Here is a 23,769-nt window from a genome sequence, read left to right as displayed (position 1 = left end):
TGTGCAATTGCATATTATTGGATAAATTTTATTTGTATTTGAAATCCGAATTATAATAAACCCATTCTAAAGTGCCCATAAGCGTACTCTCCCATCTAGAAAAGTTGTCTATGGGCATGGGGATATCTAATTATTATTATAGTAAATCTTCGTATATAGTTCTTTGCTGATTAAATCATTCTTTGTGAATGTAATCATTTTCCATTTCTGGTGTAGTGAATTCCACAAAATTCATTTTTCCAAGTGGATACGCATTATTGTAAACATGCACATTGACATCTTCAGAAAACGTATCAGTCACTTCAAGAGCAAAAGTGGTTGTCGATGGTATCTTGGAATTTGTGCCTGTGTCATATACTGCATGCTGATCGACGTACATAGGGTATCTCGCAGTATCATAGCCATATACCATATTCGGTGTTCTGCCGTCTGCAGGAGCATTCTGCGTGAGTTGATAATTGCCAAAACTTGATACGGTATAAGCACTCACAAATTTCATGCTGTCCACAACGGTATATCCTGAGCCGACGGCTGTTACAACAACGGTTACTGCCTGGGAACTGGAAATATCGACGCGACCATAGCCCAGATCATCCAGAATGACCGGATTTGTGGTGACCACGGAAGCCGGACCGTCTACAGAAACGGTAATTTCTGCTCCCGGCGTACCGTGAAAACCAATTGGGTTGACTGCATTCGACTGAACCATCGTGGTAACAGCATCCGTCACGCAGTACATGGTAAATTTATTTTGAATTAGAACACCCGAAAGCGCCGTTTTAAACTCTCCCGCATTCGCTGTTGGCTGAGCCGGGTACAGTATCCAGTCTGTGGGGGCATCGTTGCCCAGTACGACTAAAGGTATTTGACGGGATTCATCCCAGCTGGCAACCAAAGTGGTAGTGTATTGCCATGCCACCAGACCGTTATCATCCATTACCCCCAACTGTAGCGGCACGGTGACAAGACCTTTGGTTTTGTTAAGTACTACCAGTATTCCCTCGACTGACGACACGCCGTTCGCCACACTCGCAGTATTCATAACCTGAGGCCAGGTCTGGGTGGCGCAGGCCACCACTTTCTGAGTTTTGTCATCCGGGAGCAGCAGTACGCGCACGACCACATCGTTTTCACCCAGCGTGGTGCCTTGCACCGTCGGGGCAGAGAGTATCGCCGGGAAGTCGGCCGTCAGGTCTGACACATCCGTAATGATATAGCTGTCCCGGTAGGTGCGGAAGTCAAAAGTGGAGGTATCCAACGTGAGTAAAGAGTGTGCCATCAGTCGTTCACTGCCGGTTTTTACCGACTTCCAGTTCCAGGAATACAACGGATCACGCAATAAAGTGCTCTGCTGTTCGGTCAACACCATACTGCTTCCCTGCCAGTTGAAGTCGCTATATAACGACAACCCAGCCGGGCCTGCTGAGACAATTACGTTGACCGATTTGCTGTTGCCGCTGATGGCCGCTGTTACGGTGGCTGTGCCTGGTGCGTCATTGTCGCTTAGCTGAACGTTAGCCTGGCCGTTGCTATCCGTTACGGATGACAGGGTGTTTAGATTGCCCAGTGTACTGCTCCAGTTTACCGTTACACCGCTTTTCACCAGACCATTGATGCTGTCCTTCACTGTCGCCGTAAGGGTGGCGATATCGGCACCATTATCCGCAATGCTGGTTTTGTCAGAGGTTAGATCGCTGATAAAATCTGCAGAGGTTGAACCACCGTTCAGTACCACTTTCCAGCTACCGTCCGAATTCATCTGCGGTGCGCCAAACGACCAGCCCGTCGGGAAGCCTGAAGTGCTGATGAGCTTGATCATTCCACCCAGATACTCCAGCACTACCGTGCCGTTTCCGGCCCAGTTAACTGTTCCGCTGGCCGTGTTGTAATCCCCGAGGCGGCAGTTTGCCACTACAGAGCTACCTTCGGCCAGAGGGACAAAGCTCAACATGCCGCGGTGCCCAGGAAGGGTAAGTGTGGTGACATTTGTTGTACTACCACCAACCTGAGAAGTGGATGCCAGCGCGTTCGGTGAGGCCTGGTTATCATCCATTTCCAGCCAGACAACGGCGACAACTGCTGGGTCTAGCCCCAGGTACTGCAACGGAAGTTGGGCTGACGGATAGAGTGCCGGCAGGCTGGAAATATTCGCGGTAATAACATCTTCAATATGCTGCTGATAATTAATACTGCTGTCGTTAATGTTGACCTGACTCAGAACGGCGGCGTGCATATCGGACATTGCAACAGAGTTATAGGCCCAACCGATAGATGTGTTGGTAAGCGTACCCATCACACCGTGTGCCACGCTGGTGTAGTTACCACTATAGTTCGCACCGGTATAAAAAAGCAGGCTCATGCCTGATGAATCAATTGATGACATAATATTATCCATAATATTTTGAATTAAAGGGGGGTAATAAATGATAAGGAGCCGGTTACGTTGGCATTCGATACATCAGGCAAAGAAAGCGTAAAAGCGACAGTTTCCACAACTGTGTCGATAACATCGAAACCACCCGCATGGCTGGTACTAATATCAATAAAGGCAATTTTGATCCCAGATTGAGTGATAATAGCGTCGCCGGTATTCAACGTCAGTCTGGCCTGTGTCGCGGTAATGGAGGATGACGTTTTCAACCATACACAGCACGGCATTATTCCATCTGCACTTGCGCCGGTAGTGAATCCATAAAACTGTAAATCGCCATTTCCATTAATCCAATTCGTGAAAGTCATACTGGCTGCGGCGCTGAGAATAGGATTTGTAATTACGTAAGCACTTACCAGAACGTTACCTACAGCTAAGGAATACACATCTGCTGAAGCTCGACCATTACTGTCTAAACGTAGGTGTAGGGTTTGGGTTCCATTAGGGTTAAACCAGGCACTAGAACCTGTGGCAAGAGATAACTCAACGTCCGCACCCGGAGGGCCAGACATCACGACAGTATTGAGGGGGCGAACCATCACCGTTGGATCGAATATTGGGGCGCCTGTGCTACAACTCATCGATAATTCTGCTACAGATGATAAATCGAGTTTAACATCTGCCGCGACTGAAGATGCTGTACCACCTTGATTATTAAACATAACTTGATATTTACCTTCTCCGTAGCCTTTGCCCACAGGTGTGATAGCGCTGGCGGGAATATGAAAGACAGCGAGTGATAATTGGGCTTCCTGAGCTGTCAACGTTCGAGTTTGTGTCCACTGAGTGCCGGGAACAGGTGTTCCTGGCGAGGTCACATAGCCTAACCAGAAGGCGGTGACAATATCTCCAGTGGTCATACCGCTATACGTCACATCCATTTCTGTTCCGTTGCCTGCGGTAACTTCTGCGGAGGTGATCGTGTTATCCCCAGCAGCAGCAGGGAAAGTGGGGGGTGGCAGCATTCCAGGATGGAGAATATCCAAATTTACCTGGGCTGCTGCCGAGATACCTTGCTGACTGCTACCGGAATAGTCGACTTGATACCAGGCCTGTAGGGTCCCAACCCCAATGGGGGCCATATTTGCGTAAGGTAATGTGACTTGAAATCCGGTGATGATTTCAGAGCCAGATACAGCATGTGGTGATGCACTACCGCTGCTGCCAGCCACGGGGTTATTCCCGGTATAGCCTTGCCAACTGACAGTGACAACATCTCCGACAGAGATCCCCGAATAAGCGGGTACAGCAATTGGCGTACCGTTAACGGCTTCGTTGGTATCGATCCAACCGTCATTACCTTCAGTGAAAATAGGGGCAATCAATGAGATCTGAGTGATATCAATCTGTACTACGGCTGTGTCGGAGTTTTTGGCCACGCCACCCACAGGGAGGACTGAATACCAGGATGAGGCTGTTCCGACGCCAATGACGGAAACATAGGGTGCGAGAATATTCACCGAAAATCCGTTGATCAGATCGTTTGCCTTAACAATATAAGAAAGACTAGTAACGCTGGCTGGGACTGGTTGGTTGTAATGATCTGTACCCGCCCAATAAATCGTAACCTGATCGCCAGATGTCATTCCTGAATAAACAGGAATATGAACGGGTGTGCTGTCGTCATAAATGTCATCAGCTGTAATCGTATTATTGTTAGCTTCAGGGAAATCTGGGGCCGGCAGATCGCCCGTATCGCTGCGACGCACGATTGCGGTAGTCATGAGTGATGACGCAATATTGGCGGCTTGATCTACTCGAGTATAATAAACCTGATAACTCCCATCCGGCACGGCGCTAGAGGGGATAATTGTCGTCCAGGGATAAGAGTCTGAAGGTGTATTGGTTCCTGTATAAAGCGTATTTGCGGCAGTACCATTCCAGTACAAAGTCAGATAATCCCCACGTAAAGCATCTTGGGGCTCGTTTATCACAACTATCACACCGCCATCGTTAATCAGATCTGCGACATTAATGACATTGTCTGCTGTCATTTGCGGCAGCATTGGGGGATAAAGAGAAATAATGCCTGCATTTGTCGTGTTCATAAGCGTCACGTTTTAGTTTGATAAGTGCCCACATGCGGCTAAGTATGTGGGCAAGAGAGTTATGCTTTAGTATCAATACCGACATTAGCCACAGCTGAGGATTGCAAATCACTACCGTTAGCTGGGGTCATGGTGAACCAGGCCTTGGCCGAACCATTCTGTATCCCCTGAGGGATATCAGTAGATGGAACAGTAATATCCATACTACCCGCGGTGACCTGCTCATCGGTGACGGTACCTGCCAACTGATCGTCCAGTAGCAACTGCACGCCATTTTGGTCATAAACAACCCAGGTGAGATTTACCAAATCACCTTTTTGCATATTTTTCCACGTCACACTGGCAGGTGTGCCATTCAGCGCCAGCATGGAATTAATCCAGCCGCCGTTGCCGTCGGCTTCAGGGAAATCAGGAGCCAACAGAGTTGGCGCTGGTTGGCTGCCATTTACAGTTTCCTTCCTTGGCATGGAAACACCGAAGTTGCCATTGCTGTCCCTAAACTGGTAGTAGAGTGAGTACTGACCGTTGACCAGACATTCTGGCGGGAGCGAAGTCTTAGCATTAATGACCCACGGGAAATCTGTTGCAGGATCCGCAATAGTTTTCCCAAGTGAGTGAATATCATCCCAATAAAAATTCACCAAATCGCCACGGGTAGCATCTGGATATGCCTGGATAGTGATAGTCACACCGCTTGCGATGTCATACTGGTCGATTTTAAAATCACCGCCGTCATTGATCTGTGGGATGGGATTATCTGTACTGGCGAGGCGAATAGTGCCTGTAGCGCCAGTCGAAGGGTCTGAATCCAGATAAGCAATAAAAGGAAAAACACTGAGGCCCGCAGTAAGGTCAGTGAGCTTAACGTCCAGTATTGCTACACCAGAGGCGTCTGTATCTGATGTTTCATTTACCCCAACTTCATCCAGCGTGTTGTGCCATGTTACGGTGGCACCTGACACTGGCACATTATCGATATCAACGACTGTAGCTGAAAGTGTGATGGTAGTTGTTACACCAGGCACTGCATCCACAGGTGAGACGCGAACAACGCTAACTCTGTTTTTATCTTCGAAAAGCATCTGTTATTTCCTTCTATAGTGGTTTTAAAATGAATTTTCGTTATTAATGCTCTTAAGTGAGCCAATGTAATTTAAAATAATTCCGTGCGAATAAATGGGCTAAAGCCAAATTTAAAGATGCTAAATTAAGTCACTTATGTTAGTGCCTGGACAAGAAGCGGTGTTAATGGGATGTTATTTTTTCGAAAGTTTTTCTGATATTATATTTCGTTGAGATAAACTATTTTGATTTATTAATGAGTGTCGATAGCGTTATATTTGCAAAATACTTATTACAGTCTATTTTTCATGTTTTTTATTAATTATAATCATTTTTAACTCATTGGGATTAATGAGTGCTAGTAGTGGTAAACATAATAAAAATTTCACTTTTGTTGAGGATAGGATGTCGAAAATGGAATCATTGTGGCTGAATTCTAAGGGTAAACTACGTAGATTTTTTTCTAAGTTATTGATTGCAATGCAGTTATACCCAATAATTGCTCCAAGTGTGCTTGCTGGAGCCGGAAATATCGAAGAAACTAATATAGTTATCCCTTTTTCTTCAGAAGCTCAGAGATTTGCTGATAGCACTGCAACTAACGGCATCAATGGAATTAAAAATACGGCCACTAGTATGGCTACTGGTGCAGCAGTCACAACCGTTGAGGAATGGTTAAGTTATTTCGGTACTGCGCAAATCAATCTGAATGTTGATAATGACGGACACTGGGATAACAGTTCTTTCGATTTTCTTACGCCTGTTTATGAAAATTAAAAGTCAACTCTATTTGCCCAGATAGGGTTGCGTGCTCCCGATGGTCGCACGACAGGAAATGTTGGCGTGGGTGTTCGTACATTTTATACCCAGAAGTGGATGTTCGGAGGAAATGTATTTTTTGATAATGATTTCACAGGTAAAAATCGCCGCGTTGGTTTCGGCGCAGAAGCTTGGACGGATTATTTAAAATTATCAGCTAATACTTATGTTGGTACTACCGAATGGCATAGTTCAAGGGATTTTGATAACTACCATGAGAAACCTGCCGACGGGTTTGATATTCGAATGGAAAACTATTTTCCTGCTTGCCCACAGCTAGGGTTAAAAGCCATGTATGAAGAATATTATGGCGACAAGGTGGCGTTATTCGATAAAGATCATTTGCAGAGCAACCCATCGGCCGTCACAGTCGGATTAAATTACACGCCAATTCCATTAATTACCGCTGCATTAGATTATAAACGTGGTCAGGATTCTTTGGATGAAACAAAAGTAAGCCTGAATCTTCATTATACATTGGATCAGTCATGGCAGTCGCAAATCTCTCCTGATCAGGTTGCTTTACGGAGAAGTCTCGCAGGCAGTCGCAATGATATTGTTAATCGCAATAATGAAATAATTCTCCAATATAAAAAGAAAGAAACTTCTGCAGTTCTGGCTGATATGGTGCTGACGACGATTAAGGACAATAGTCCTGCCGATGGCGATAAGACGAATACAGTGACGCTCCACGCGGTTACTTCTGATGGTAAATCTGTGGCAAATGCTTCGAATGTCTGGAGCGTGACAGGAACCGCGAAGCTCAATATGACAACGGGAATCACAGACGCTAACGGCAATGCTTCCGTTAATCTGAGCAACACAACTGCGGAACAGGTTATCGTTAGCGCGACATCAGAAACAATCACTCGACATACCACGTCATCATTTACCCAATCTGTTGCAGCGCTAGATCTCTCGTTGACGAAAAATAACAGTAAAGCTGATGGTCTCGACCAGAATGTGGGTTTGGCAACGCTCACAGATACAAGCGGAAAACCAATAGCAGGAATCCCCGTGATCTGGACGACTGGGAACGGAGCTAAAATTGTGAGTAGCGACACCAGCACTGACAGCAAAGGCCATGCAACTATTCACTTTTCTAGCGCAACGGCCGGTACGGTAAAGCTAAGCGCAAGTGCGGGAGGAAAAAAAGAGTCGGTTAATTCTGTTTTTACAGATCAGATTGTCAATAATGTTGCCGTCTCTATGTCGACTAATAATGCAGCGGCAAACGGAACTACCGCAAATATCGCTCAGGCTCTCATCACCGATGCTGACAATCATTCGATGGAAGGCGTGAGTGTAAACTGGAGTCTCAATAGTAGCACTGCCGCTATGCTGACGCCTCAGGTTGCTGTTACGAATAGTAAGGGAATTGCCACCCTTAATCTCGCGGATAACGTGGCGGAAGATGTTACGGTAACGGCGAGTGCAGGAAATCGATCGGAGCACACCGTAGCCACATTCATCGCAGACGGTGCCACTGCACATGTCTCTGCATTGACCATTGATAAAGATGGTAGTGTGGCTGACGGTGTGGCGCAGAACCATGCAACCGCAACGGTGACGGACAGTGGAAATAACATACTGGCGAACACGGTTGTAACCTGGAGCATCACGGGCAGTGCCGGACTGACATCGGTAAGCAGTACGACGAATGCCAGCGGACAGGCAAAGATGACGTTTACAGATACGCACGCGGAAACGGTGACGCTGACGGCAAAATCGGGTGGCGCTGACAACGGCCAGTCAAAAACCAGTAGTTTTGTGGCGAATACCGCAACTGCACATGTCTCGTCCCTGACTATTGATGATGATAACCATACTGCAAATGGTACAGCGCAAAACCGTGCCACAGCGACAGTAACGGATGCGAATGGCAATATTGTCTCAGGCAGTACAGTCGACTGGAATGTGGGTGGCAGCGCCACTTTGTCAGCCACGACCAGCCAGTCAGATGCGAATGGCAAAGCTATCGTATCATTGACCGATGTTGTTGCTGAGACAGTGAATCTGAGCGCAAGAGTTGGCAGTACAGCGGAGAAAACGCAGGCTACGACATTCATCGCAGACGGTGCCACTGCACATGTCTCTGCATTGACCATTGATAAAGATGGTAGTGTGGCTGACGGTGTGGCGCAGAACCATGCAACCGCAACGGTGACGGACAGTGGAAATAATATTCTGGCGAACACGGTTGTAACCTGGAGCATCACGGGCAGTGCCGGACTGACATCGGTAAGCAGTACGACGAATGCCAGCGGACAGGCAGAGATGTCGTTTACAGATACGCACGCGGAAACGGTGACGCTGACGGCAAAATCGGGTGGCGCTGACAACGGCCAGTCAAAAACCAGTAGTTTTGTGGCGAATACCGCAACTGCACATGTTTCGTCCCTGACTATTGATGATGATAACCATACTGCAAATGGTACAGCGCAAAACCGTGCCACAGCGACAGTGACGGATGCGAATGGCAATATTGTCTCAGGCAGTACAGTCGACTGGAATGTGGGTGGCAACGCCACTTTGTCAGCCACGACCAGCCAGTCAGATGCGAATGGTAAAGCTATCGTATCATTGACCGATGTTGTTGCTGAGACAGTGAATCTGAGCGCAAGAGTAGGAAATACCATGCCGCAGGTTCAAAAAACCACCTTCACTTTCATCGTTGATCACCTAACGATGACGATGTTAGTTGACGGACATGGTGGGTTGGGCTCTTCAACGCCAAATGTTGTTAAGGTTACTGCTTATGATGTTAATAATGATCCGATGCCCGGCGTTGCTCTGAGCCTGAGGGATAATGATCTCAGTATCACGACAACCTTTAATCCTTCTAAAGGTAAAACCGGTGCTGATGGCAGTTTAACCTCTGATGTTTTCTCAAACACTCTCGGCGTACTGCTGCTCGTTGCAGAGGTGACAAACTCCGATGTACCAACCACCGCAGGGAAAACTTCGGTGAATGCCACATTCACTTCCAGGGACTAGGGGTAATTTAGAAGGCTCACTGAACAGGTGGGCCTTCTGAATTCAGTTATTGTTCTTTTTCCATCACCTGCTGCCAGGGATTTCATTTATCTACATCTTTATAAGTAATAGATGCCTTGCTAAAGAGAGCGACTCTATTTCCAGCCACTTGCAACCCATTGATTGATATTGGAATGATAATGGACCGGTATGACGCATCGCGAAATTGTATCTTTCAAAAAAGTGCTTTTTTGTGAAATCTCATTGCGCTAACCATTGCAAAAAGCACGTGTCCCAGCTGGAAATTGAAGTCAGCACAGCAGATGTATAACGCTTGCCTTCTGAGGTAAAGTACAACACTTTCTCGAGTTGACTGTTGTGCTCTGGATGTTTAGGAGTGCGTAAACAGTCCACTCTTTACTTTACTGGCTCCGCCAGTCTGCATGGGTTGTATTTGTCTTCAAAAAGGGTTGTGTCATGGCTTCTGCTCATCTCGGTTTCCCGACGGAAACCGTCGTTGTCTTTGTTGTGATGGCCGTGGGGGCGATGTTTATCGACCTCTTCATGCACCGTCACGACAAACCTATTTCGCTGAAAAGCGCCGCGATGTGGTCCATTTTTTGGGTCATGATGGCAATGGCCTTCGCGGGGTTTCTGTACGTTCACCACGGCGCAGAGGTGGCGAGTTTGTTCCTCACCGGTTATGCGCTGGAAGAGGTGCTCTCGGTTGATAACCTGTTCGTGATGATGGCGATTTTCGCCTGGTTCGGGGTGCCGGATAAATATCGTCACCGGGTACTGTACTGGGGCGTTCTGGGGGCGATTGTGTTCCGCGGGATTTTTGTGGCCATCGGCACCAGCCTGTTGAGTCTTGGGCCATACGTGGAAGTGATCTTCGCGCTGGTGGTGGGCTGGACGGCGCTGATGATGCTCAGACGCAACGAAGAGAGCGATGAGGTCGAGGATTACTCGCATCATCTGGCCTATCGACTGGTGAAACGCTTTTATCCGGTCTGGCCGAAGATCAGCAGTAACGCATTTCTTCTGACGCAAAAAGAGGTAGATGCAGAGCTTGAGAAACCCGAAAACGAGGACGTGATGGTTGGCCGGGTGAAGAAAGCGAAACGCTACGCCACACCGCTGCTGCTGTGCGTTGCGGTAGTTGAGCTGTCTGACGTGATGTTTGCGTTTGACTCCGTGCCGGCGATTATCGCCGTTAGCCGTGAACCGCTGATTATCTACAGCGCCATGATGTTCGCGATCCTCGGATTGCGTACGCTCTATTTTGTGCTCGAAGCGCTGAAGCAGTATCTGGTGCATCTGGAGAAATCAGTGGTTCTGCTGCTGTTCTTCGTTGCCTTTAAGCTGGGGCTGAATGCAACAGATCACTTCTGGCATCACGGCTATAGCATTTCCGCCACGGCAAGTCTGTTTGTGGTATTGGGCGTGCTGGCACTGGGAATTATCGTGAGCGTGATGTTCCCGGGGAAACGAGCCGAAAGGTAAAAGCAAAACGGCAACTGAGGTTGCCGTTTGTGTTTGCTCCCTCTCCCCGTAGGAGAAGGTCGGGGTGAGGGCAACAGACCGCGCAAGGTAAAAGCAAAACGGCAACTGAGGTTGCCGTTTGTGTTTACTCCCTCTCCCCGTAGGAGAAGGTCGGGGTGAGGGCAACAGACCGCGTAAGGTAAAAGCAAAACGGCAACTGAGGTTGCCATTTGTGTTTACTCCCTCTCCCCGTGGGAGAGGACGGGGTGAGGGCAACAGGCCGCAGCTAGTTCTTGATCGGTGAATGACGACGCGCTTTAGGCGGATGGAAATGACGCCAGTGGGGATCTTGTGCCGCGGCCAGCAGCTCATGATCACCACGCGTATCGCCCCAGGCGCGCAGGTGATAATCGCTCAGATTGCCATACACACGCTCAAGTCGGGCCACCTTCTGCGCGCAACGGCAGTTGTGCCCGGTGATACGCCCGGTCAGTTTGCCGTCTGCCACTTCCAATTGCGTACCAATCAGCTTAATGCCGAGCTTATCGGCCCATGGTTGGAGAACCAGCGCGGGCGACGCTGAACAGATCGTCACTTCTGCGCCGGAATTCACTTCAGCCGCAACCGCCATAACCCCTGCCGGACGCATCAGTTTGTTCCAGTATTTCTCGCAAAACAGTTCCGCCTGCTCGCGCATCCAGTGCTCATCCACGCCCGTCAGGAAGGTTTTAATCAGCACTTCCTTGAGCTCATCGCGCGTCAGTTTGCGGCGGACGCAGTGAAGGGTGGGTAGCGCCATACGCACCAGACGCCCGGCAAAATAACGTTTACCAAAGGCAAAACGCAGGAAAGGGATAAAACTGTCGTGATGCGTCAACGTTCCATCAAAATCAAAAACGGACAGCACTCGGGATTTGGCCACTGCCTCATCGGCAATCATATTGGTCATAAATACGTCTTAGCTGAAATACACATTCTGCTCATTAGTTTACCTGCTTTACCTCTCCAGTCCTTATACCACGCCGATTTTTTTCTCATTCTTGCGACACTCGCTGAGTCCGATATTGGATTCATCAGGCTTTGTTCAAAAAACGATCTGTCTATATTATCGCCACCTCGAAAGGTGATTCGGGGGAACACGGTCTCCTCACTGGTAAGGAAAAATTCACTCAATTTAAGTTATCGTTATGATTTTTAGACTTCTTATTTCAATAATCGCGTTAAGTTTTGCCTCTGCTGCATTAAGTTTTCAACTGCCCGCATCGATGTTATCGCAACATCATCCGCTTTCTGCGTCTACCGCGAAGACCGCGCTGGAGCATAAGGATACCGGCCCGCTTCGTGGACGGATCCTGACGCAATACCAAAAATGGAAAGGGACGGACTACAAGTGGGGCGGCACCAGCCATCGTGGCGTGGATTGCTCCGCGCTGATGCAGCATTTATTCAGTGACGCGGCGCATCTTTCGCTGCCGCGTACCACCGGGGAGCAGATCCACCGTGGCGTTCAGGTAGCGGAACACCGTCTTAAAGCCGGGGATCTGATTTTCTTCCAGACCGGGCCTAACCGACGCCACGTGGGGGTGTATATCGGCAATCGTCAGTTTATCCACGCCTCCACCAGCCAGGGCGTCACGGTCTCAACGCTGGCGAACGATTACTGGCATTCGCACTTTATTACCGCTCGCCGGATCACCGGTTGAGTCATTAAATAATATCGTCCACGACACCACCATCGACACGCAGCGCTGCGCCGGTGGTGGCGGAAGCCTGAGTTGAGCAAACATAAACCACCATGTTTGCCACTTCTTCCACCGTGGCGGCACGCTGGATAATCGAGGCTGGACGATTGGCCATGACGAATTCTTTCGCCAATGTTTCCAGCGATTTCCCGGTTTTCTCCCTCTCGTCTTTCATCATCTCGGCAAAACCATCTGACATAGTCGGACCCGGCAAGACGCTGTTCACCGTGACGCCGCTTCCGGCGACGAATTTCGCCAGACCGCGTGCCAGCGACAGCTGCGCCGTTTTCGTCACGCCGTAGTGGATCATGTCTGCGGGAATGTTGCAGGCCGATTCAGAAGAGATAAACACCACGCGGCCCCAGCCTTTTTGCACCATCCCGGGCAGCAGCGCGCGCGACAGCCGGACGCCAGACATCACGTTGGTTTGCCAGTAGTTATTCCAGGTGTCGTCGTCGGTAGCGTAAAAATCCTGTGGGCCGTAAATCCCGGCGTTGTTCACCAGAATATCGACATTAGACGCCACTTTTAGCAGCGATTCGACGCCGTCAGGTGTGCTGAGATCGGCAATCGCCGCGCGAACCTGAACGCCAGGCACTACCTGCTGAAGCTGCTGAATGCCCTTATTGACGGACTCTACGCTGCGTCCATTAATAATCACTTCAGCCCCGCTTTCTGCCAGGCCGCGTGCAATGGCAAATCCGATGCCGCCGGTAGAGGCGGTGACAAGTGCGACTTTCCCCGTAAGATCGATTTTCATGGTCTGTTCCTTTTGATGATAAAAGTGCAGACCATAAAGCGTAGCAGAGGGGAACTTCTATGCCGGAATCAGAGGACCGTGACGGCGTTGTCGTCGAGCGTAAAGGGGGTAGGGGTGCAGACCGCCAGACTCAGCGCGCCAAACTGACAGTGGCTGACGCTCAGGGCGGATTTGAAGGTGCTGTCGATACTGACAATTTGCCAGGCGCTGCCGCCGCGTTGTTTCACTATCGCCTCTTTGCGCGTCCAGATGCGCCAGAACGCCGACAGTTTTTCCTCTGGCGTTTCGCGCTCCAGCTCGTCATGTTCCGCGACGCTAAAAACGGCATTGGCGAGTGCTTGCCAGTTATCGCGTGGTCGAATCACTTCGATATCGCAGCCCACTTCGCCTTCGTCGCTCACCAGCAGGGCGATGTCATCGCCGCTATGGCTCAGGTTGAACCAGAAGGGATTTGCATCGACAAATGCGGGTTTTCCCTGCTCGCCAAAAACGATTTCCGGCAACGACGCGGGTGATAAGGCGCGCGTAAGCAGCGTTCGCCCCGCCAACCAGCGGGCACGACGTGCACCCAGCGGTGCCCTGTCTGCAAGCGCTGACACCAAAGGGTCAGCGTTAAGAGTCGAAATTTTTCCCAGTACCAACTGGTACATAGTTACGCCCAACGTTTAATGATGATGGAGGTGTTAATGCCGCCAAAGGCGAAATTATTGCTTTGCAGATATTCACAGTCAATCTGACGTGCTTCCCCCATAATATAATCTAAAGCGCCAAATTACTCATCAGCTTGTCTTAAATTGAGCGTCGACCGGCCGCGCCATGCTTCCCGCGCCCGTAGGCTCCTATCGTACGACCCAAATAACGCGTTGATGACGAGAGGGGCACGGTATCACTGTGGTCATGTTTTTATGAAGCTAAATTTACCCCGGAAGCCGGCTTTTGGGTCGCCCAGGTCCAAGAAGAATCGCCAGTTTGCCGCCGCCTTTGGTGGTTTCCATCCATATTTTACAGACGCTGGTGAGCGGTACGGAAAGCAGCATCCCGACCGGGCCGAGTAGCCATCCCCAGATTAATAATGACAGGAAGACGACCATCGTTGACATGCCCAGGCGGTGGCCCATCATGCGTGGCTCTACGATATTGCCCAGGATCATATGCACCACCAGGAATAGCGCGCCGACCAGCATGCATTCGTAAAAACCGTTGAACAGAAACGCCTGGATCATCGGCGGCACGGCGGAAAGCACCGCGCCGATATTGGGCACGTAGTTCATCAGAAACGCCAGCACGCCCCACATCAGCGCGAACTGTACGCCCATGAGCGTCAGCCCCAGCCACACAATCACGCCGGTCCACAGGCTCAGTAGCGTTTTCAGCGCCAGATATTTGGATACGCCTTTTAGCGCGCGGTGCAGGCCCGCAATATGAATTTGCGGATTATTGAGCGCAAAGCGCAGTTTGTACGGCACATGGCGCACCTCAAACAGCATAAAGACCACCGTCATCACCAGCAGCAAAATGCTGGCCATCGCACCAGAAAGCCCGGTCATCAGCGTGGTGGCGAAGGTCATGATTTTTTCTGAATCCATGCGCTGCAACATGCGTTCAGGCGACATGTGAAGATTGAGGAACGGCAGCATCTCCTGTAATTCCAGCGCCTTGCGGGTCAGTTCTTTGTTGTATTTTGGGAGCATGGTAGAAAATTCACTGAGCGAGGCCGCCAGCACGCCGAACAGCGCTGTCAGCACGATCAGCATGACCAGGACAACGATGGTGATCGCCACGGGCCGTCTGATGCCCCGACGGATAAACCAGGTGACTAATGGATTGAGAACGATAGCGAAAAAGAGCGCCAGTAAAAGTTGAACAATAATATCGGCTGCGGCATGGATCCCCGCGAGGATCACCACCAGACAGGCGAGTTTTAACAGAATATGGAGACCCGTTTTATCGGGCTGAGCGGATGTCATGCTGATTCCTTATGTTGTATGCCCGTTAAGTGTAGTGCCTGCGATGCGCTTCGCTTGAGGCTGTTAATCTGAAAGTCGCTGCTGATTTTCACCGCGTGACGTGGTAATAGTGAAACACTGTTGCAAAAATCCAGGTAGAAAGTCATGCCCGTACCTGCCGCCGAACCGGCGCTTAGCGGATTGCGCCTCAATCTGCGCATTGTTTCTGTTGTCATGTTTAACTTCGCCAGCTATCTCACCATTGGTCTGCCGCTGGCGGTCTTGCCCGGTTATGTCCACGACGTGATGGGATACAGCGCCTTCTGGGCGGGGCTGGTGATCAGCCTGCAATATTTCGCCACGCTGTTGAGCCGTCCACAGTCAGGGCGTTATGCCGACCTGTTTGGACCAAAAAGTATCGTGGTGGTTGGATTATGCGGCTGTTTCCTGAGCGGCCTGAGTTATTTGCTGGCAGCCACCACCAGCGGCTGGCCGATAATGAGTCTGGCGCTGCTGTGCCTTGGGCGCGTGATTTTGGGAATAGGGCAAAGCCTGGCGGGAACGGGCTCAACGCTGTGGGGCGTGGGCGTCGTCGGTAATGCGCACATTGGCCGCGTGATTTCGTGGAACGGGATCGTGACTTACGGCGCGATGGCGCTCGGCGCACCGCTTGGGGTGCTGTGCTATGCGTGGGGCGGGCTGCACGGCCTGGCTCTGACCATTATGGCCGTCGCGTTTATTGCTATTTTGCTGGCGATTCCACGACCAAAAGTCAAAGCCACGAAAGGCAAGCCGCTGCCGTTTCGCGCCGTTCTCGGGCGCGTCTGGCCGTACGGCATGGCGCTGGCGCTCGCCTCCGCCGGTTTTGGCGTGATCGCCACCTTTATCACGCTGTTCTACGACGCCAAAGGCTGGGATGGCGCGGCGTTCGCGCTGACGCTGTTTAGCTGCGCGTTTGTCGGGGCGCGTTTGCTGTTCCCGAACGGCATCAATCGCCTTGGCGGCCTGAACGTGGCGATGATTTGCTTCGCCGTTGAGATTATCGGCCTGCTGTTGACCGGGATCGCCGACGAACCATGGATAGCGAAGATTGGCGTGTTCCTCGCGGGCGCAGGATTTTCATTGGTCTTTCCCGCGCTCGGCGTGGTGGCGGTTAAAGCGGTACCGCAGCAAAACCAGGGATCGGCACTGGCCACCTACACGGTGTTTATGGATATGTCGCTGGGCGTGACGGGCCCGCTGGCAGGGCTGCTGATGGCGTGGGCGGGCGTGCCGGTGATTTATCTGGCAGCGGCGGGGCTGGTGGGGGTGGCATTACTGCTGACGTGGCGCTTAAAAAAACGGCCCCCGACGCAAACGCCGGAGGCCGTTGAATCCTCATCAAAAATTACTTGATGACGATGGTATTGATGATGTTTTCAGCCGTGGTTTGTGCTTTCTGCTGATCTTCTGCTGGCAGCGTGATCTGCAGGGTCAGCAGTTTGCCATCTACTTTACCGAGCACCACGGAAGAGTAAGCGGTCTGGCCCTTCGCGGAGATGATGCTGTCCAGCTGTTGCAACGTGTGGCCTTTCAAGTCGATAGACTTGTTGGTCACAACCTGGAGCTGCGGGTCGCGGCTACGCTGCTGATCTTCCAGACGCTTTGCCAGCACGGCCAGATCTTCGTTGGAGTCGTCGCCCACAATCACAATCACGGCTTTCTGTCCGGTTGCATCGGAATAGACGTGCATATTATTCGCCTGCGTCCCCAGCTTACCGCTCTGATCGGTCATATCCGCTGGCAGGGCGAAACTGAGTTTGCCATCCATCAGCTCGACCGCCTGGCCGGTCGCATTACTTTCTGCGGCCGCGCCCTGAACAGGTGTTTTGGTGTCGCTGTTATCACAGGCCGCAAGACCCACGACCAGCAGGCCAATCCCGACATACTTAACCAGATTGCGCATTGACTTCTTCCTTTCGATAAACGGCCATAACGGCTCATTCATCCATCTTATCACAACTGATAAAGCGAACGTTTAACCAGCCTGCAATGCCGTGATTTCAGATTTATCTGCCAGCCTTTTCAGCAGCATATTTAACAATACGCCGTACATCGGCAGGAAGAACACGATGCTAATAAGCACCTTGAAGCAGTAATCGACCAGCGCGATTTCCATCCAGTGCTCGGCCATAAATGCATCGGGGCTGCGCCAGAAGGCAATAAAGAAGAAGGCCAGCGTGTCGCTCACGTTACCGAACAGCGTTGAGGCGGTCGGTGCCATCCACCAGCGATGGTTTTGACGCAGACGGTTAAATACATGGACGTCAAGAATCTGTCCCAGCGCATAGGCCATAAAGCTTGCGGCGGCGATACGGGCAACAAACAGGTTGAAGTGCAGTAGCGCCTCGAAACCTTGCCAGCTTCCCATATAAAAAAGTGATGAAATGCCATACGACACGAACAGCGCAGGCAGCATCACCGCAAAAATAATGCGTCGAGCCAGCGGCGCGCCAAAAATGCGCACGGTTAAATCAGTCGCGAGAAAAATAAACGGGAAACTGAATGCGCCCCAGGTGGTATGAAAACCAAAAATGGCGATCGGGAGCTGCACCAGATAGTTGCTGGAGGTAATCACCAGCAGATGAAAAAGCGATAGCCAGAACAACGCTTTTACGCGCTGCGATTGAGAGAACTGCGTCATATTGTGACCTTTTTGATTAATGTTTGGGGTGAGGGAACCCAATTTGAATCTGACACCTTAGGCTTCAACAACGAGGCCTGATGGCCCAGATTCTGAACCGGCCGCATAATACTGCTTTGCCTGTACATTGCAATGGCTAATTTTCACGCAATCGTTAACCTGGTTTGCTTTGCCCAAAACGCGGCGTAAACTACAGCCGTTTTTAGATGATTGAGACGATGATGACCGACCTGTTTTCCACTCCAGACCACACCCTTGATGCCCAGGGCCTTCGCTGCCCGGAGCCTGTTATGATGGTGCGTAAAACCGTGCGCACGATGCAAACCGGCGAAACGCTGCTGATTATCGCTGACGATCCGGCGACCACGCGAGACATCCCCGGTTTTTGTACTTTTATGGAACATGAGCTGATCGCGAAAGAGACCGACGCGCTGCCGTATCGCTATCTTTTACGCAAAGGCGCGTGATCGAATCTACGATTTCAAACCATCGTTTCAAAATTTATCGCTTTTGTGAGTTGCTTCACCCCCGCTTTCCAGGACGTAGTCTAATTTTTAAGCGTAAAAATAAAACAACGTTTTAACGCTTATCTCACTACCCTGGAGTTGACCCGATGAAAACGACCCTTAAGCCGTTACTGGCCTCGTTGTGCCTGTCCACCGCGTCACTGCTGTTCGCCACCACGGCGGCAGCGCAAACGATCAAAGCTGCTGATGTTCATCCTGAAGGCTACCCAAACGTGGTGGCCGTGCAAAACATGGGTGAAAAACTCAACCAACAAACCGATGGCAAGCTGGAGATTAAAGTTTTCCCTGGCGGCGTCCTGGGCGATGAAAAGCAAATGATTGAACAGGCGCAGATGGGCGCTATCGATATCATTCGCGTCTCAATGGCGCCTGTGGCGGCGATTTTACCGGATATCGAGGTCTTTACTCTGCCGTACGTGTTCCGCGACGAAGACCACATGCACAAGGTGATTGACGGTGATATCGGCAAAGAGATTGGCGAAAAACTGACGGCTAACCCGAAATCGCGCCTGGTGTTTCTGGGCTGGATGGACTCCGGCACGCGTAATCTGATCACCAAAGAGCCGATCGTCAAACCAGAAGACCTGCAGGGCAAGAAAATCCGCGTGCAGGGCAGCCCGGTCGCACTGGCAACCTTGAAAGCGATGGGGGCCAACTCGGTAGCGATGGGCGTCAGCGAAGTCTATAGCGGGATGCAAACCGGGGTGATTGACGGCGCGGAAAACAACCCGCCAACCTTTGTGGCGCATAACTACATGCCGGTTGCTAAAAACTACACCCTCAGCGGCCACTTCATCACGCCGGAAATGCTGCTCTACTCCAAAGTGAAATGGGACAAACTCAGCGCTGACGATCAGCAGAAAATCAAAACTCTGGCGCGTGAGGCGCAATTTGAGCAGCGCAAACTCTGGGACGCTTACAACCAGCAGGCGCTGGATAAAATGAAAGCGGGCGGCGTGCAATTCCACGACATCGACAAAGCGGTGTTTATCAAGGCGACTGAACCGGTGCGCGCGCAGTACGGCGATAAGCACAAGGAACTGATGCAGGCCATCGCGGACGTCCAGTAAACCCTAACGTGTTCGTGGAGGACGTATGTCCGAACTCTACCTGAAGTGGATGGACCGCCTGTACCTCTTCGCCATGGGCGTCGCGGGCGTGTCGCTACTGGTCATGACGATTGTTATCCCCATCGGCATTTTCTCGCGCTATGTGCTCAATCGCGGGGAATCCTGGCCGGAACCGATCGCGATTATTTGCATGGTGACTTTCACCTTTATCGGCGCGGCGGTGGGGTATCGCGCCGGGTCGCATATTGCGGTGAATATGCTCACCGATCGTCTGCCCGACATGCTCAAAAACCTGTGCGCGCGGATCGTGGATCTGCTGATGTTGCTCATTTCCGCATTGATCTTCTGGTACAGCCTGCTGCTGTGTATCGAACTGTGGGAACAGCCCGTCGCAGAGTTCCCCATCCTCACGTCGGGTGAAAGCTATCTGCCGTTGCCGGTAGGTTCGGCCATTATGATCCTGTTTGTCATTGAGCGTTTGCTGTTTGGCTCGCAGGAAAACCGTCCGGTCGTGTTGATCGGTAACCACAGTTAAGGGGTGAACAATGGATGCATTTATTTTGTTATTCACCCTCGCCATTTTACTGGCGCTGGGGATGCCGGTGGCCTTCGCCGTCGGGCTAAGTGCGGTTGCGGGTGCGCTATGGATTGATCTGCCGCTGGAAGCATTGATGATCCAGATTACCAGCGGGGTGAATAAATTCACGCTGCTGGCGATCCCGTTCTTTATCCTGGCGGGCGCGATCATGGCAGAAGGAGGCATTGCGCGACGGCTGGTGAACTTTGCGTACATTTTCGTCGGCTTTATTCGTGGCGGCCTGTCGCTGGTCAATATCGTCGCATCGACGTTTTTCGGCGCGATTTCCGGTTCATCGGTAGCGGATACGGCATCAATCGGCAGCGTGATGATCCCCGAAATGGAGAAAAAGGGGTATCCGCGCGAGTACGCCGCCGCGGTGACGGCCAGCGGATCGGTGCAGGCGATTTTGATTCCACCCAGCCATAACTCGGTGATTTACTCGCTGGCGGCGGGAGGCACGGTGTCGATCGCCACGCTGTTTATCGCAGGCGTACTACCAGGGTTATTGCTCGGTGTAAGCCTGATGGTTCTGTGCCTCGGTTTTGCGCACAAACGCGGCTATCCGAAAGGTGAAAGAATCCCCTTTAAGCAGGCGGTGAAGATTTTCTTCGATGCGCTGTGGGGGCTGTTGACGGTGGTGATCATTCTGGGCGGAATTTTGTCTGGGATATTCACCGCGACAGAATCGGCGGCAGTCGCCTGTCTGTGGGCGTTTTTCGTCACCATGTTTATCTATCGCGACTACAAGTGGAAAGAGCTGCCGAAACTGATGTGCCGCACGGTGAAAACGGTCACGATCGTGATGATCCTGATTGGCTTTGCGGCCGCGTTTGGTGCGGTGATGACCTACATGCAACTGCCGATGCGGATCACCGAGTTCTTTACATCGCTGTCCGATAACAAGTACGTGATCCTGATGTACCTCAACATCATGCTGCTGCTGATTGGCACGCTGATGGACATGGCGCCGCTGATCCTGATTTTGACGCCAGTACTCTTGCCGGTGACCAACTCGCTGGGTATCGATCCGGTGCACTTCGGGATGATCATGATGGTCAATCTGGGGATCGGACTGATTACGCCGCCGGTTGGCTCGGTGCTGTTTGTCGCCAGCGCGGTGAGTAAACAGCGCATCGAAACCGTAATGCGCGCGATGTTGCCGTTTTACGCCATGCTGCTGGTGGTGCTGGGGATGGTGACGTATATCCCAGCGATATCATTGTGGTTACCGGGGGTTCTGGGGATGCAGTGACAAGGTAAAAAAACGGCAACGTCGGTTGCCGTTTGAGTCATTTCTCCCTCTCCCTGTGGGAAAGGGTTGGGGTGAGGGCATCAGACTGCACAAGGTAAAAAACGGCAACGTCGGTTGCCGTGTGAGTCATTTCTCCCTCTCCCCGTGGGAGAGGGTTGGGGTGAGGGCACCAGTCCGCTCTATTTCTTTCGCAGCAACCGCAGCGCATTTGCGGTCACCAGCACCGTCGCACCGGTATCCGCCAGCACGGCCAGCCACAGTCCAGTTATGCCCAACAGCGTGGTGACCAGGAAAATCCCTTTCAGCCCCAGCGCAATACCAATGTTTTGGCGGATATTGGCACGCGTCGCGCGCGCCAGACCGATCATCTGTGCCAGCCCGGTCAGGCGATTATGAGTCAGCGCGGCGTCGGCCGTTTCCAGCGCCACATCGGTACCGCTGCCCATGGCGATCCCGATGGTCGAGGCTTTCATCGCCGGGGCGTCGTTGATGCCATCGCCCACCATCGCCAGCGGGGCCTGGCCGTTGAGCGCGGTGACGGCCTGCACTTTATCCGCGGGCAAGAGTCCGGCTTTGAATTCAAGGCCCAGCTCATTGGCAATGGCGGCAGCGGCGCGTGGATTATCCCCTGTCAGGATCACACCCTGAATACCCAGCTGATGCAGCGCATCAACGGCCTCTTTGGCATCGTCACGCAGCGTATCGCGCAGCGCCAGAATGCCTTTTGCGATGCCGTCTACAGCCACAATGATGACGGTCTGCCCGGCCTGTTCCAGCTCACTAATTTGCTGGCTCAACGCCTGCGACGGGAATTTATCAGCGGCGGTGATAAGGACTTTTTTCCCGTCTACGTCGGCTTCAATTCCTGAACCGACCAGCGCACGCTGCTCATTTGCTGCCGGAAGAGTTAAGCCGCGCGACTGCGCTTCACGCACAATCGCCTGCGCCAGCGGGTGAGTAGAACCCTGTTCGACGGCGGCGGCCAGCGTCAGCAGAGCGTCTTCGGTCGATTCAAGCGGATAAATACCGGTGACCTGCGGTTTGCCCACGGTCAGCGTGCCGGTCTTATCAAAAGCGACGTGCTGAATCTGGCTCAATTGCTCCAGCGCCGCGCCGCCTTTAATCAATGCCCCACGGCGCGCCGCAGCGGCCAGCCCGGAGGTGATCGCTGCAGGCGTCGAAATTACCAGTGCGCACGGACAACCGATCAGCAGCAGCGTCAGCCCTTTGTAAATCCACTCCTGCCAGGAGGCGGCGAAAAGCAGCGGCGGGACAATCGTCACCAGCAGGGCGATCAGCATAATCACTGGGGTGTAAATTCGGCTGAAACGGTCAATAAAACGCTCGACGGGCGCGCGGCGCTCTTCGGCTTCTTCAATGAGTTTCAGAATGCGGTCGATGGCGCTTTCACCCGGTTCGGAGAGCACGCTGAGCTGCACCAGACGGTCAACGCTGGTGGCGCCCGCAGGCACTTTTTCACCCGTTGCACGCTCAACGGGAATGGATTCGCCGGTCAGCGCGCTTTCATCAAAACTTGCCGTGGCGGTGATCAATGTGCCATCGGCAGGCAGACGGCCGCCGGCCGCCACTTCAATCACATCGCCCGGACGCAGCGTGTTGATCGCCACGGTCTGACGCTCGCCGTCGAAAACCCGCGTGGCGGTTTCAGGTTTTAACGCCATTAACGCGCTGACGCCTTTGCGCGCGCGACTCGCCGCCCAGCCTTCAAGGCGTTCGCCTACCAGGAACAGCAGCAGGACCATTGCGGCTTCTGCCGTCGCCCCGATAAACAGCGCGCCGATGGCCGCGACGCTCATCAGCGTTTCAATCGCAAACCAGCTCCCGCTTTTCATCAGGCGCAGCGCCTGACGCGCAATAGGGAACAGCCCCACCAGCGTGGTGGCGATAAACGCCAGATTGCCTAAAGGATGGTTGAAATGTTCCAGCCCCCAGCTTAACGCCATCATGATAATCAGCGTGATGAGCGGCAGATTTTCACGCAAGGGAGAGACTTTTTCGGCGGGCGCATCTTCGGCCCTGAGGGAATACCCGGCTTTAGTGACCGCCGCTTCGACGTCGGCACTCACGTCATTTTCTGCACTGACCAGCAGCTTTTCCGTGGCGAACAGTACCTGCACGTGGTTGACGCCCGCGACCTGTTTTACCGCGTTTTCCACTTTGCGGGCGCAGGCGGCGCAGTCCATTCCGTTGACGACCCACGTGTAACGCTCACCGCTGGCGGGCAGTGCTGGCGCGCTCTGTGTGTCGCACGTACCTGCACTGCAGCAATCCTCTTTGGCGGGGACGGGGCTGAGTTTGAGTGCCGAGAATTGCGGCACTTTTTTAGATGTGTCTGGAGTCGACATGGCACTCTCCGGTAATGATAAT

At 52.0% G+C, this 23,769-nt stretch carries 18 protein-coding genes and 2 pseudogenes; 9 read left to right on the top strand and 11 right to left on the bottom strand.

Going from position 1 to position 23,769, the window contains the following annotated elements:
• Window positions 1-175: 175 nt before the first annotated feature.
• From I6L74_RS07155 to I6L74_RS07145, 3 genes are read right to left on the bottom strand one after another with little or no spacing between them, the layout of a single operon-like run.
• Window positions 176-2,383, bottom strand: a complete 2,208-nt coding sequence (locus tag I6L74_RS07155; RefSeq protein ID WP_059180357.1) for an Ig-like domain-containing protein — start codon at window positions 2,381-2,383, stop codon at window positions 176-178.
• A 23-nt stretch (window positions 2,384-2,406) separates the two neighbouring features.
• A complete protein-coding gene (locus I6L74_RS07150; RefSeq protein ID WP_072241962.1) occupies window positions 2,407-4,479 on the bottom strand; it encodes a hypothetical protein in 2,073 nt (690 codons plus the stop codon).
• A 59-nt stretch (window positions 4,480-4,538) separates the two neighbouring features.
• Entirely contained in the window at window positions 4,539-5,561 is a 1,023-nt protein-coding gene (locus tag I6L74_RS07145; RefSeq protein WP_059180355.1) for an Ig-like domain-containing protein, read from the bottom strand.
• Between the two features lie 331 nt (window positions 5,562-5,892).
• Between I6L74_RS07145 and I6L74_RS21380 the strand changes: the two are divergent.
• The 3 genes and pseudogenes from I6L74_RS21380 to I6L74_RS07130 all read left to right on the top strand — a co-directional run.
• Window positions 5,893-6,921: pseudogene (locus I6L74_RS21380) on the top strand (inverse autotransporter beta domain-containing protein); the annotation flags it as partial.
• 63 nt (window positions 6,922-6,984) lie between these two features.
• Window positions 6,985-9,357 (top strand): beta strand repeat-containing protein, encoded by a 2,373-nt coding sequence (locus tag I6L74_RS07135; protein ID WP_243398834.1) that lies wholly within the window; start codon window positions 6,985-6,987, stop codon window positions 9,355-9,357.
• Between the two features lie 456 nt (window positions 9,358-9,813).
• On the top strand, window positions 9,814-10,842 hold the full coding sequence (locus I6L74_RS07130) for a TerC/Alx family metal homeostasis membrane protein (RefSeq protein ID WP_059180352.1): 1,029 nt from the start codon (window positions 9,814-9,816) through the stop codon (window positions 10,840-10,842).
• Between the two features lie 265 nt (window positions 10,843-11,107).
• Here the strand turns inward: I6L74_RS07130 and I6L74_RS07125 are convergent, their stop codons facing one another.
• The gene (locus I6L74_RS07125) at window positions 11,108-11,770 is read right to left on the bottom strand and encodes an HAD family hydrolase (protein WP_072241960.1); all 663 of its coding nucleotides are present in this window, start codon (window positions 11,768-11,770) and stop codon (window positions 11,108-11,110) included.
• A 238-nt stretch (window positions 11,771-12,008) separates the two neighbouring features.
• On the opposite strand from I6L74_RS07125, the gene I6L74_RS07120 reads away from it, so the two are divergent.
• Complete coding sequence (locus I6L74_RS07120) at window positions 12,009-12,524, top strand: NlpC/P60 family protein (protein ID WP_059180351.1); 516 nt, start codon at window positions 12,009-12,011, stop codon at window positions 12,522-12,524.
• A gap of 4 nt (window positions 12,525-12,528) precedes the next feature.
• On the opposite strand, the gene I6L74_RS07115 is transcribed toward I6L74_RS07120, so the two are convergent.
• The 4 genes and pseudogenes from I6L74_RS07115 to I6L74_RS07105 all read right to left on the bottom strand — a co-directional run bounded on the left by I6L74_RS07115 (window position 12,529) and on the right by I6L74_RS07105 (window position 15,290).
• Window positions 12,529-13,323 carry an SDR family NAD(P)-dependent oxidoreductase gene (locus tag I6L74_RS07115; RefSeq protein WP_059180350.1) on the bottom strand — a complete coding sequence of 265 codons (795 nt, stop codon included), beginning with the start codon at window positions 13,321-13,323 and terminating at the stop codon, window positions 12,529-12,531.
• Between the two features lie 68 nt (window positions 13,324-13,391).
• Window positions 13,392-13,973, bottom strand: coding sequence for a 4'-phosphopantetheinyl transferase AcpT (gene acpT / locus I6L74_RS07110; protein ID WP_059180349.1), 582 nt, complete (start codon window positions 13,971-13,973; stop codon window positions 13,392-13,394).
• 2 nt (window positions 13,974-13,975) lie between these two features.
• Window positions 13,976-14,217 (bottom strand): annotated as a pseudogene (locus I6L74_RS21375) (beta-ketoacyl-ACP synthase); the annotation flags it as partial.
• Between the two features lie 23 nt (window positions 14,218-14,240).
• Window positions 14,241-15,290 carry an AI-2E family transporter gene (locus tag I6L74_RS07105; RefSeq protein WP_059180348.1) on the bottom strand — a complete coding sequence of 350 codons (1,050 nt, stop codon included), beginning with the start codon at window positions 15,288-15,290 and terminating at the stop codon, window positions 14,241-14,243.
• Between the two features lie 144 nt (window positions 15,291-15,434).
• Here I6L74_RS07105 and I6L74_RS07100 point away from each other — a divergent pair, with 144 nt between their 5' ends.
• A complete protein-coding gene (locus I6L74_RS07100) occupies window positions 15,435-16,664 on the top strand; it encodes an MFS transporter (protein WP_059180347.1) in 1,230 nt (409 codons plus the stop codon).
• Here the strand turns inward: I6L74_RS07100 and I6L74_RS07095 are convergent.
• Together I6L74_RS07095 and I6L74_RS07090 are read right to left on the bottom strand one after the other, a co-directional pair.
• Window positions 16,657-17,214 carry a DcrB family lipoprotein gene (locus I6L74_RS07095; RefSeq protein WP_059180346.1) on the bottom strand — a complete coding sequence of 186 codons (558 nt, stop codon included), beginning with the start codon at window positions 17,212-17,214 and terminating at the stop codon, window positions 16,657-16,659. The two genes, I6L74_RS07100 and I6L74_RS07095, sit on opposite strands and share 8 nt — an antisense overlap.
• Window positions 17,215-17,286: 72 nt before the next feature.
• Window positions 17,287-17,952 (bottom strand): 7-cyano-7-deazaguanine/7-aminomethyl-7-deazaguanine transporter, encoded by a 666-nt coding sequence (locus I6L74_RS07090; RefSeq protein ID WP_059180345.1) that lies wholly within the window; start codon window positions 17,950-17,952, stop codon window positions 17,287-17,289.
• A gap of 221 nt (window positions 17,953-18,173) precedes the next feature.
• Between I6L74_RS07090 and tusA the strand changes: the two genes are divergently transcribed.
• The 4 genes from tusA to I6L74_RS07070 all read left to right on the top strand — a co-directional run bounded on the left by tusA (window position 18,174) and on the right by I6L74_RS07070 (window position 21,381).
• Window positions 18,174-18,419 (top strand): sulfurtransferase TusA, encoded by a 246-nt coding sequence (tusA, locus tag I6L74_RS07085; protein ID WP_059180405.1) that lies wholly within the window; start codon window positions 18,174-18,176, stop codon window positions 18,417-18,419.
• Between the two features lie 146 nt (window positions 18,420-18,565).
• The gene (locus I6L74_RS07080; protein WP_059180344.1) at window positions 18,566-19,549 is read left to right on the top strand and encodes a TRAP transporter substrate-binding protein; all 984 of its coding nucleotides are present in this window, start codon (window positions 18,566-18,568) and stop codon (window positions 19,547-19,549) included.
• 25 nt (window positions 19,550-19,574) lie between these two features.
• Entirely contained in the window at window positions 19,575-20,084 is a 510-nt protein-coding gene (locus I6L74_RS07075; protein WP_059180343.1) for a TRAP transporter small permease, read from the top strand.
• Window positions 20,085-20,094: 10 nt separating this feature from the next.
• Entirely contained in the window at window positions 20,095-21,381 is a 1,287-nt protein-coding gene (locus tag I6L74_RS07070) for a TRAP transporter large permease (RefSeq protein ID WP_059180342.1), read from the top strand.
• Between the two features lie 179 nt (window positions 21,382-21,560).
• Here the strand turns inward: I6L74_RS07070 and zntA are convergent, their stop codons facing one another.
• On the bottom strand, window positions 21,561-23,747 hold the full coding sequence (gene zntA / locus I6L74_RS07065; RefSeq protein ID WP_059180341.1) for a Zn(II)/Cd(II)/Pb(II) translocating P-type ATPase ZntA: 2,187 nt from the start codon (window positions 23,745-23,747) through the stop codon (window positions 21,561-21,563).
• Window positions 23,748-23,769 lie beyond the last annotated feature (22 nt).

The organism is Lelliottia amnigena, from assembly GCF_019047465.1.
Lineage (GTDB): Bacteria > Pseudomonadota > Gammaproteobacteria > Enterobacterales > Enterobacteriaceae > Enterobacter > Enterobacter amnigenus.
Note: the sequence above shows the minus strand (reverse complement) of the source record. Positions and strands in the feature narration are given on the sequence as shown.

What these genes read in the sequence shown, in the direction of transcription:
- I6L74_RS07080 (WP_059180344.1), top strand. Translation starts at nt 18,566, where the DNA reads ATGAAAACGACCCTTAAGCCGTTACTGGCCTCGTTGTGCCTGTCCACC.
- I6L74_RS07135 (WP_243398834.1), top strand. Translation starts at nt 6,985, where the DNA reads ATGGTGCTGACGACGATTAAGGACAATAGTCCTGCCGATGGCGATAAG.
- I6L74_RS07095 (WP_059180346.1), bottom strand. Translation starts at nt 17,214, where the DNA reads ATGCGCAATCTGGTTAAGTATGTCGGGATTGGCCTGCTGGTCGTGGGT.
- I6L74_RS07100 (WP_059180347.1), top strand. Translation starts at nt 15,435, where the DNA reads ATGCCCGTACCTGCCGCCGAACCGGCGCTTAGCGGATTGCGCCTCAAT.
- I6L74_RS07145 (WP_059180355.1), bottom strand. Translation starts at nt 5,561, where the DNA reads ATGCTTTTCGAAGATAAAAACAGAGTTAGCGTTGTTCGCGTCTCACCT.
- I6L74_RS07075 (WP_059180343.1), top strand. Translation starts at nt 19,575, where the DNA reads ATGTCCGAACTCTACCTGAAGTGGATGGACCGCCTGTACCTCTTCGCC.
- I6L74_RS07090 (WP_059180345.1), bottom strand. Translation starts at nt 17,952, where the DNA reads ATGACGCAGTTCTCTCAATCGCAGCGCGTAAAAGCGTTGTTCTGGCTA.
- I6L74_RS07125 (WP_072241960.1), bottom strand. Translation starts at nt 11,770, where the DNA reads ATGACCAATATGATTGCCGATGAGGCAGTGGCCAAATCCCGAGTGCTG.
- tusA (WP_059180405.1), top strand. Translation starts at nt 18,174, where the DNA reads ATGACCGACCTGTTTTCCACTCCAGACCACACCCTTGATGCCCAGGGC.
- I6L74_RS07105 (WP_059180348.1), bottom strand. Translation starts at nt 15,290, where the DNA reads ATGACATCCGCTCAGCCCGATAAAACGGGTCTCCATATTCTGTTAAAA.
- I6L74_RS07115 (WP_059180350.1), bottom strand. Translation starts at nt 13,323, where the DNA reads ATGAAAATCGATCTTACGGGGAAAGTCGCACTTGTCACCGCCTCTACC.
- I6L74_RS07150 (WP_072241962.1), bottom strand. Translation starts at nt 4,479, where the DNA reads ATGAACACGACAAATGCAGGCATTATTTCTCTTTATCCCCCAATGCTG.
- I6L74_RS07070 (WP_059180342.1), top strand. Translation starts at nt 20,095, where the DNA reads ATGGATGCATTTATTTTGTTATTCACCCTCGCCATTTTACTGGCGCTG.
- I6L74_RS07120 (WP_059180351.1), top strand. Translation starts at nt 12,009, where the DNA reads ATGATTTTTAGACTTCTTATTTCAATAATCGCGTTAAGTTTTGCCTCT.
- I6L74_RS07130 (WP_059180352.1), top strand. Translation starts at nt 9,814, where the DNA reads ATGGCTTCTGCTCATCTCGGTTTCCCGACGGAAACCGTCGTTGTCTTT.
- zntA (WP_059180341.1), bottom strand. Translation starts at nt 23,747, where the DNA reads ATGTCGACTCCAGACACATCTAAAAAAGTGCCGCAATTCTCGGCACTC.
- I6L74_RS07155 (WP_059180357.1), bottom strand. Translation starts at nt 2,383, where the DNA reads ATGTCATCAATTGATTCATCAGGCATGAGCCTGCTTTTTTATACCGGT.
- acpT (WP_059180349.1), bottom strand. Translation starts at nt 13,973, where the DNA reads ATGTACCAGTTGGTACTGGGAAAAATTTCGACTCTTAACGCTGACCCT.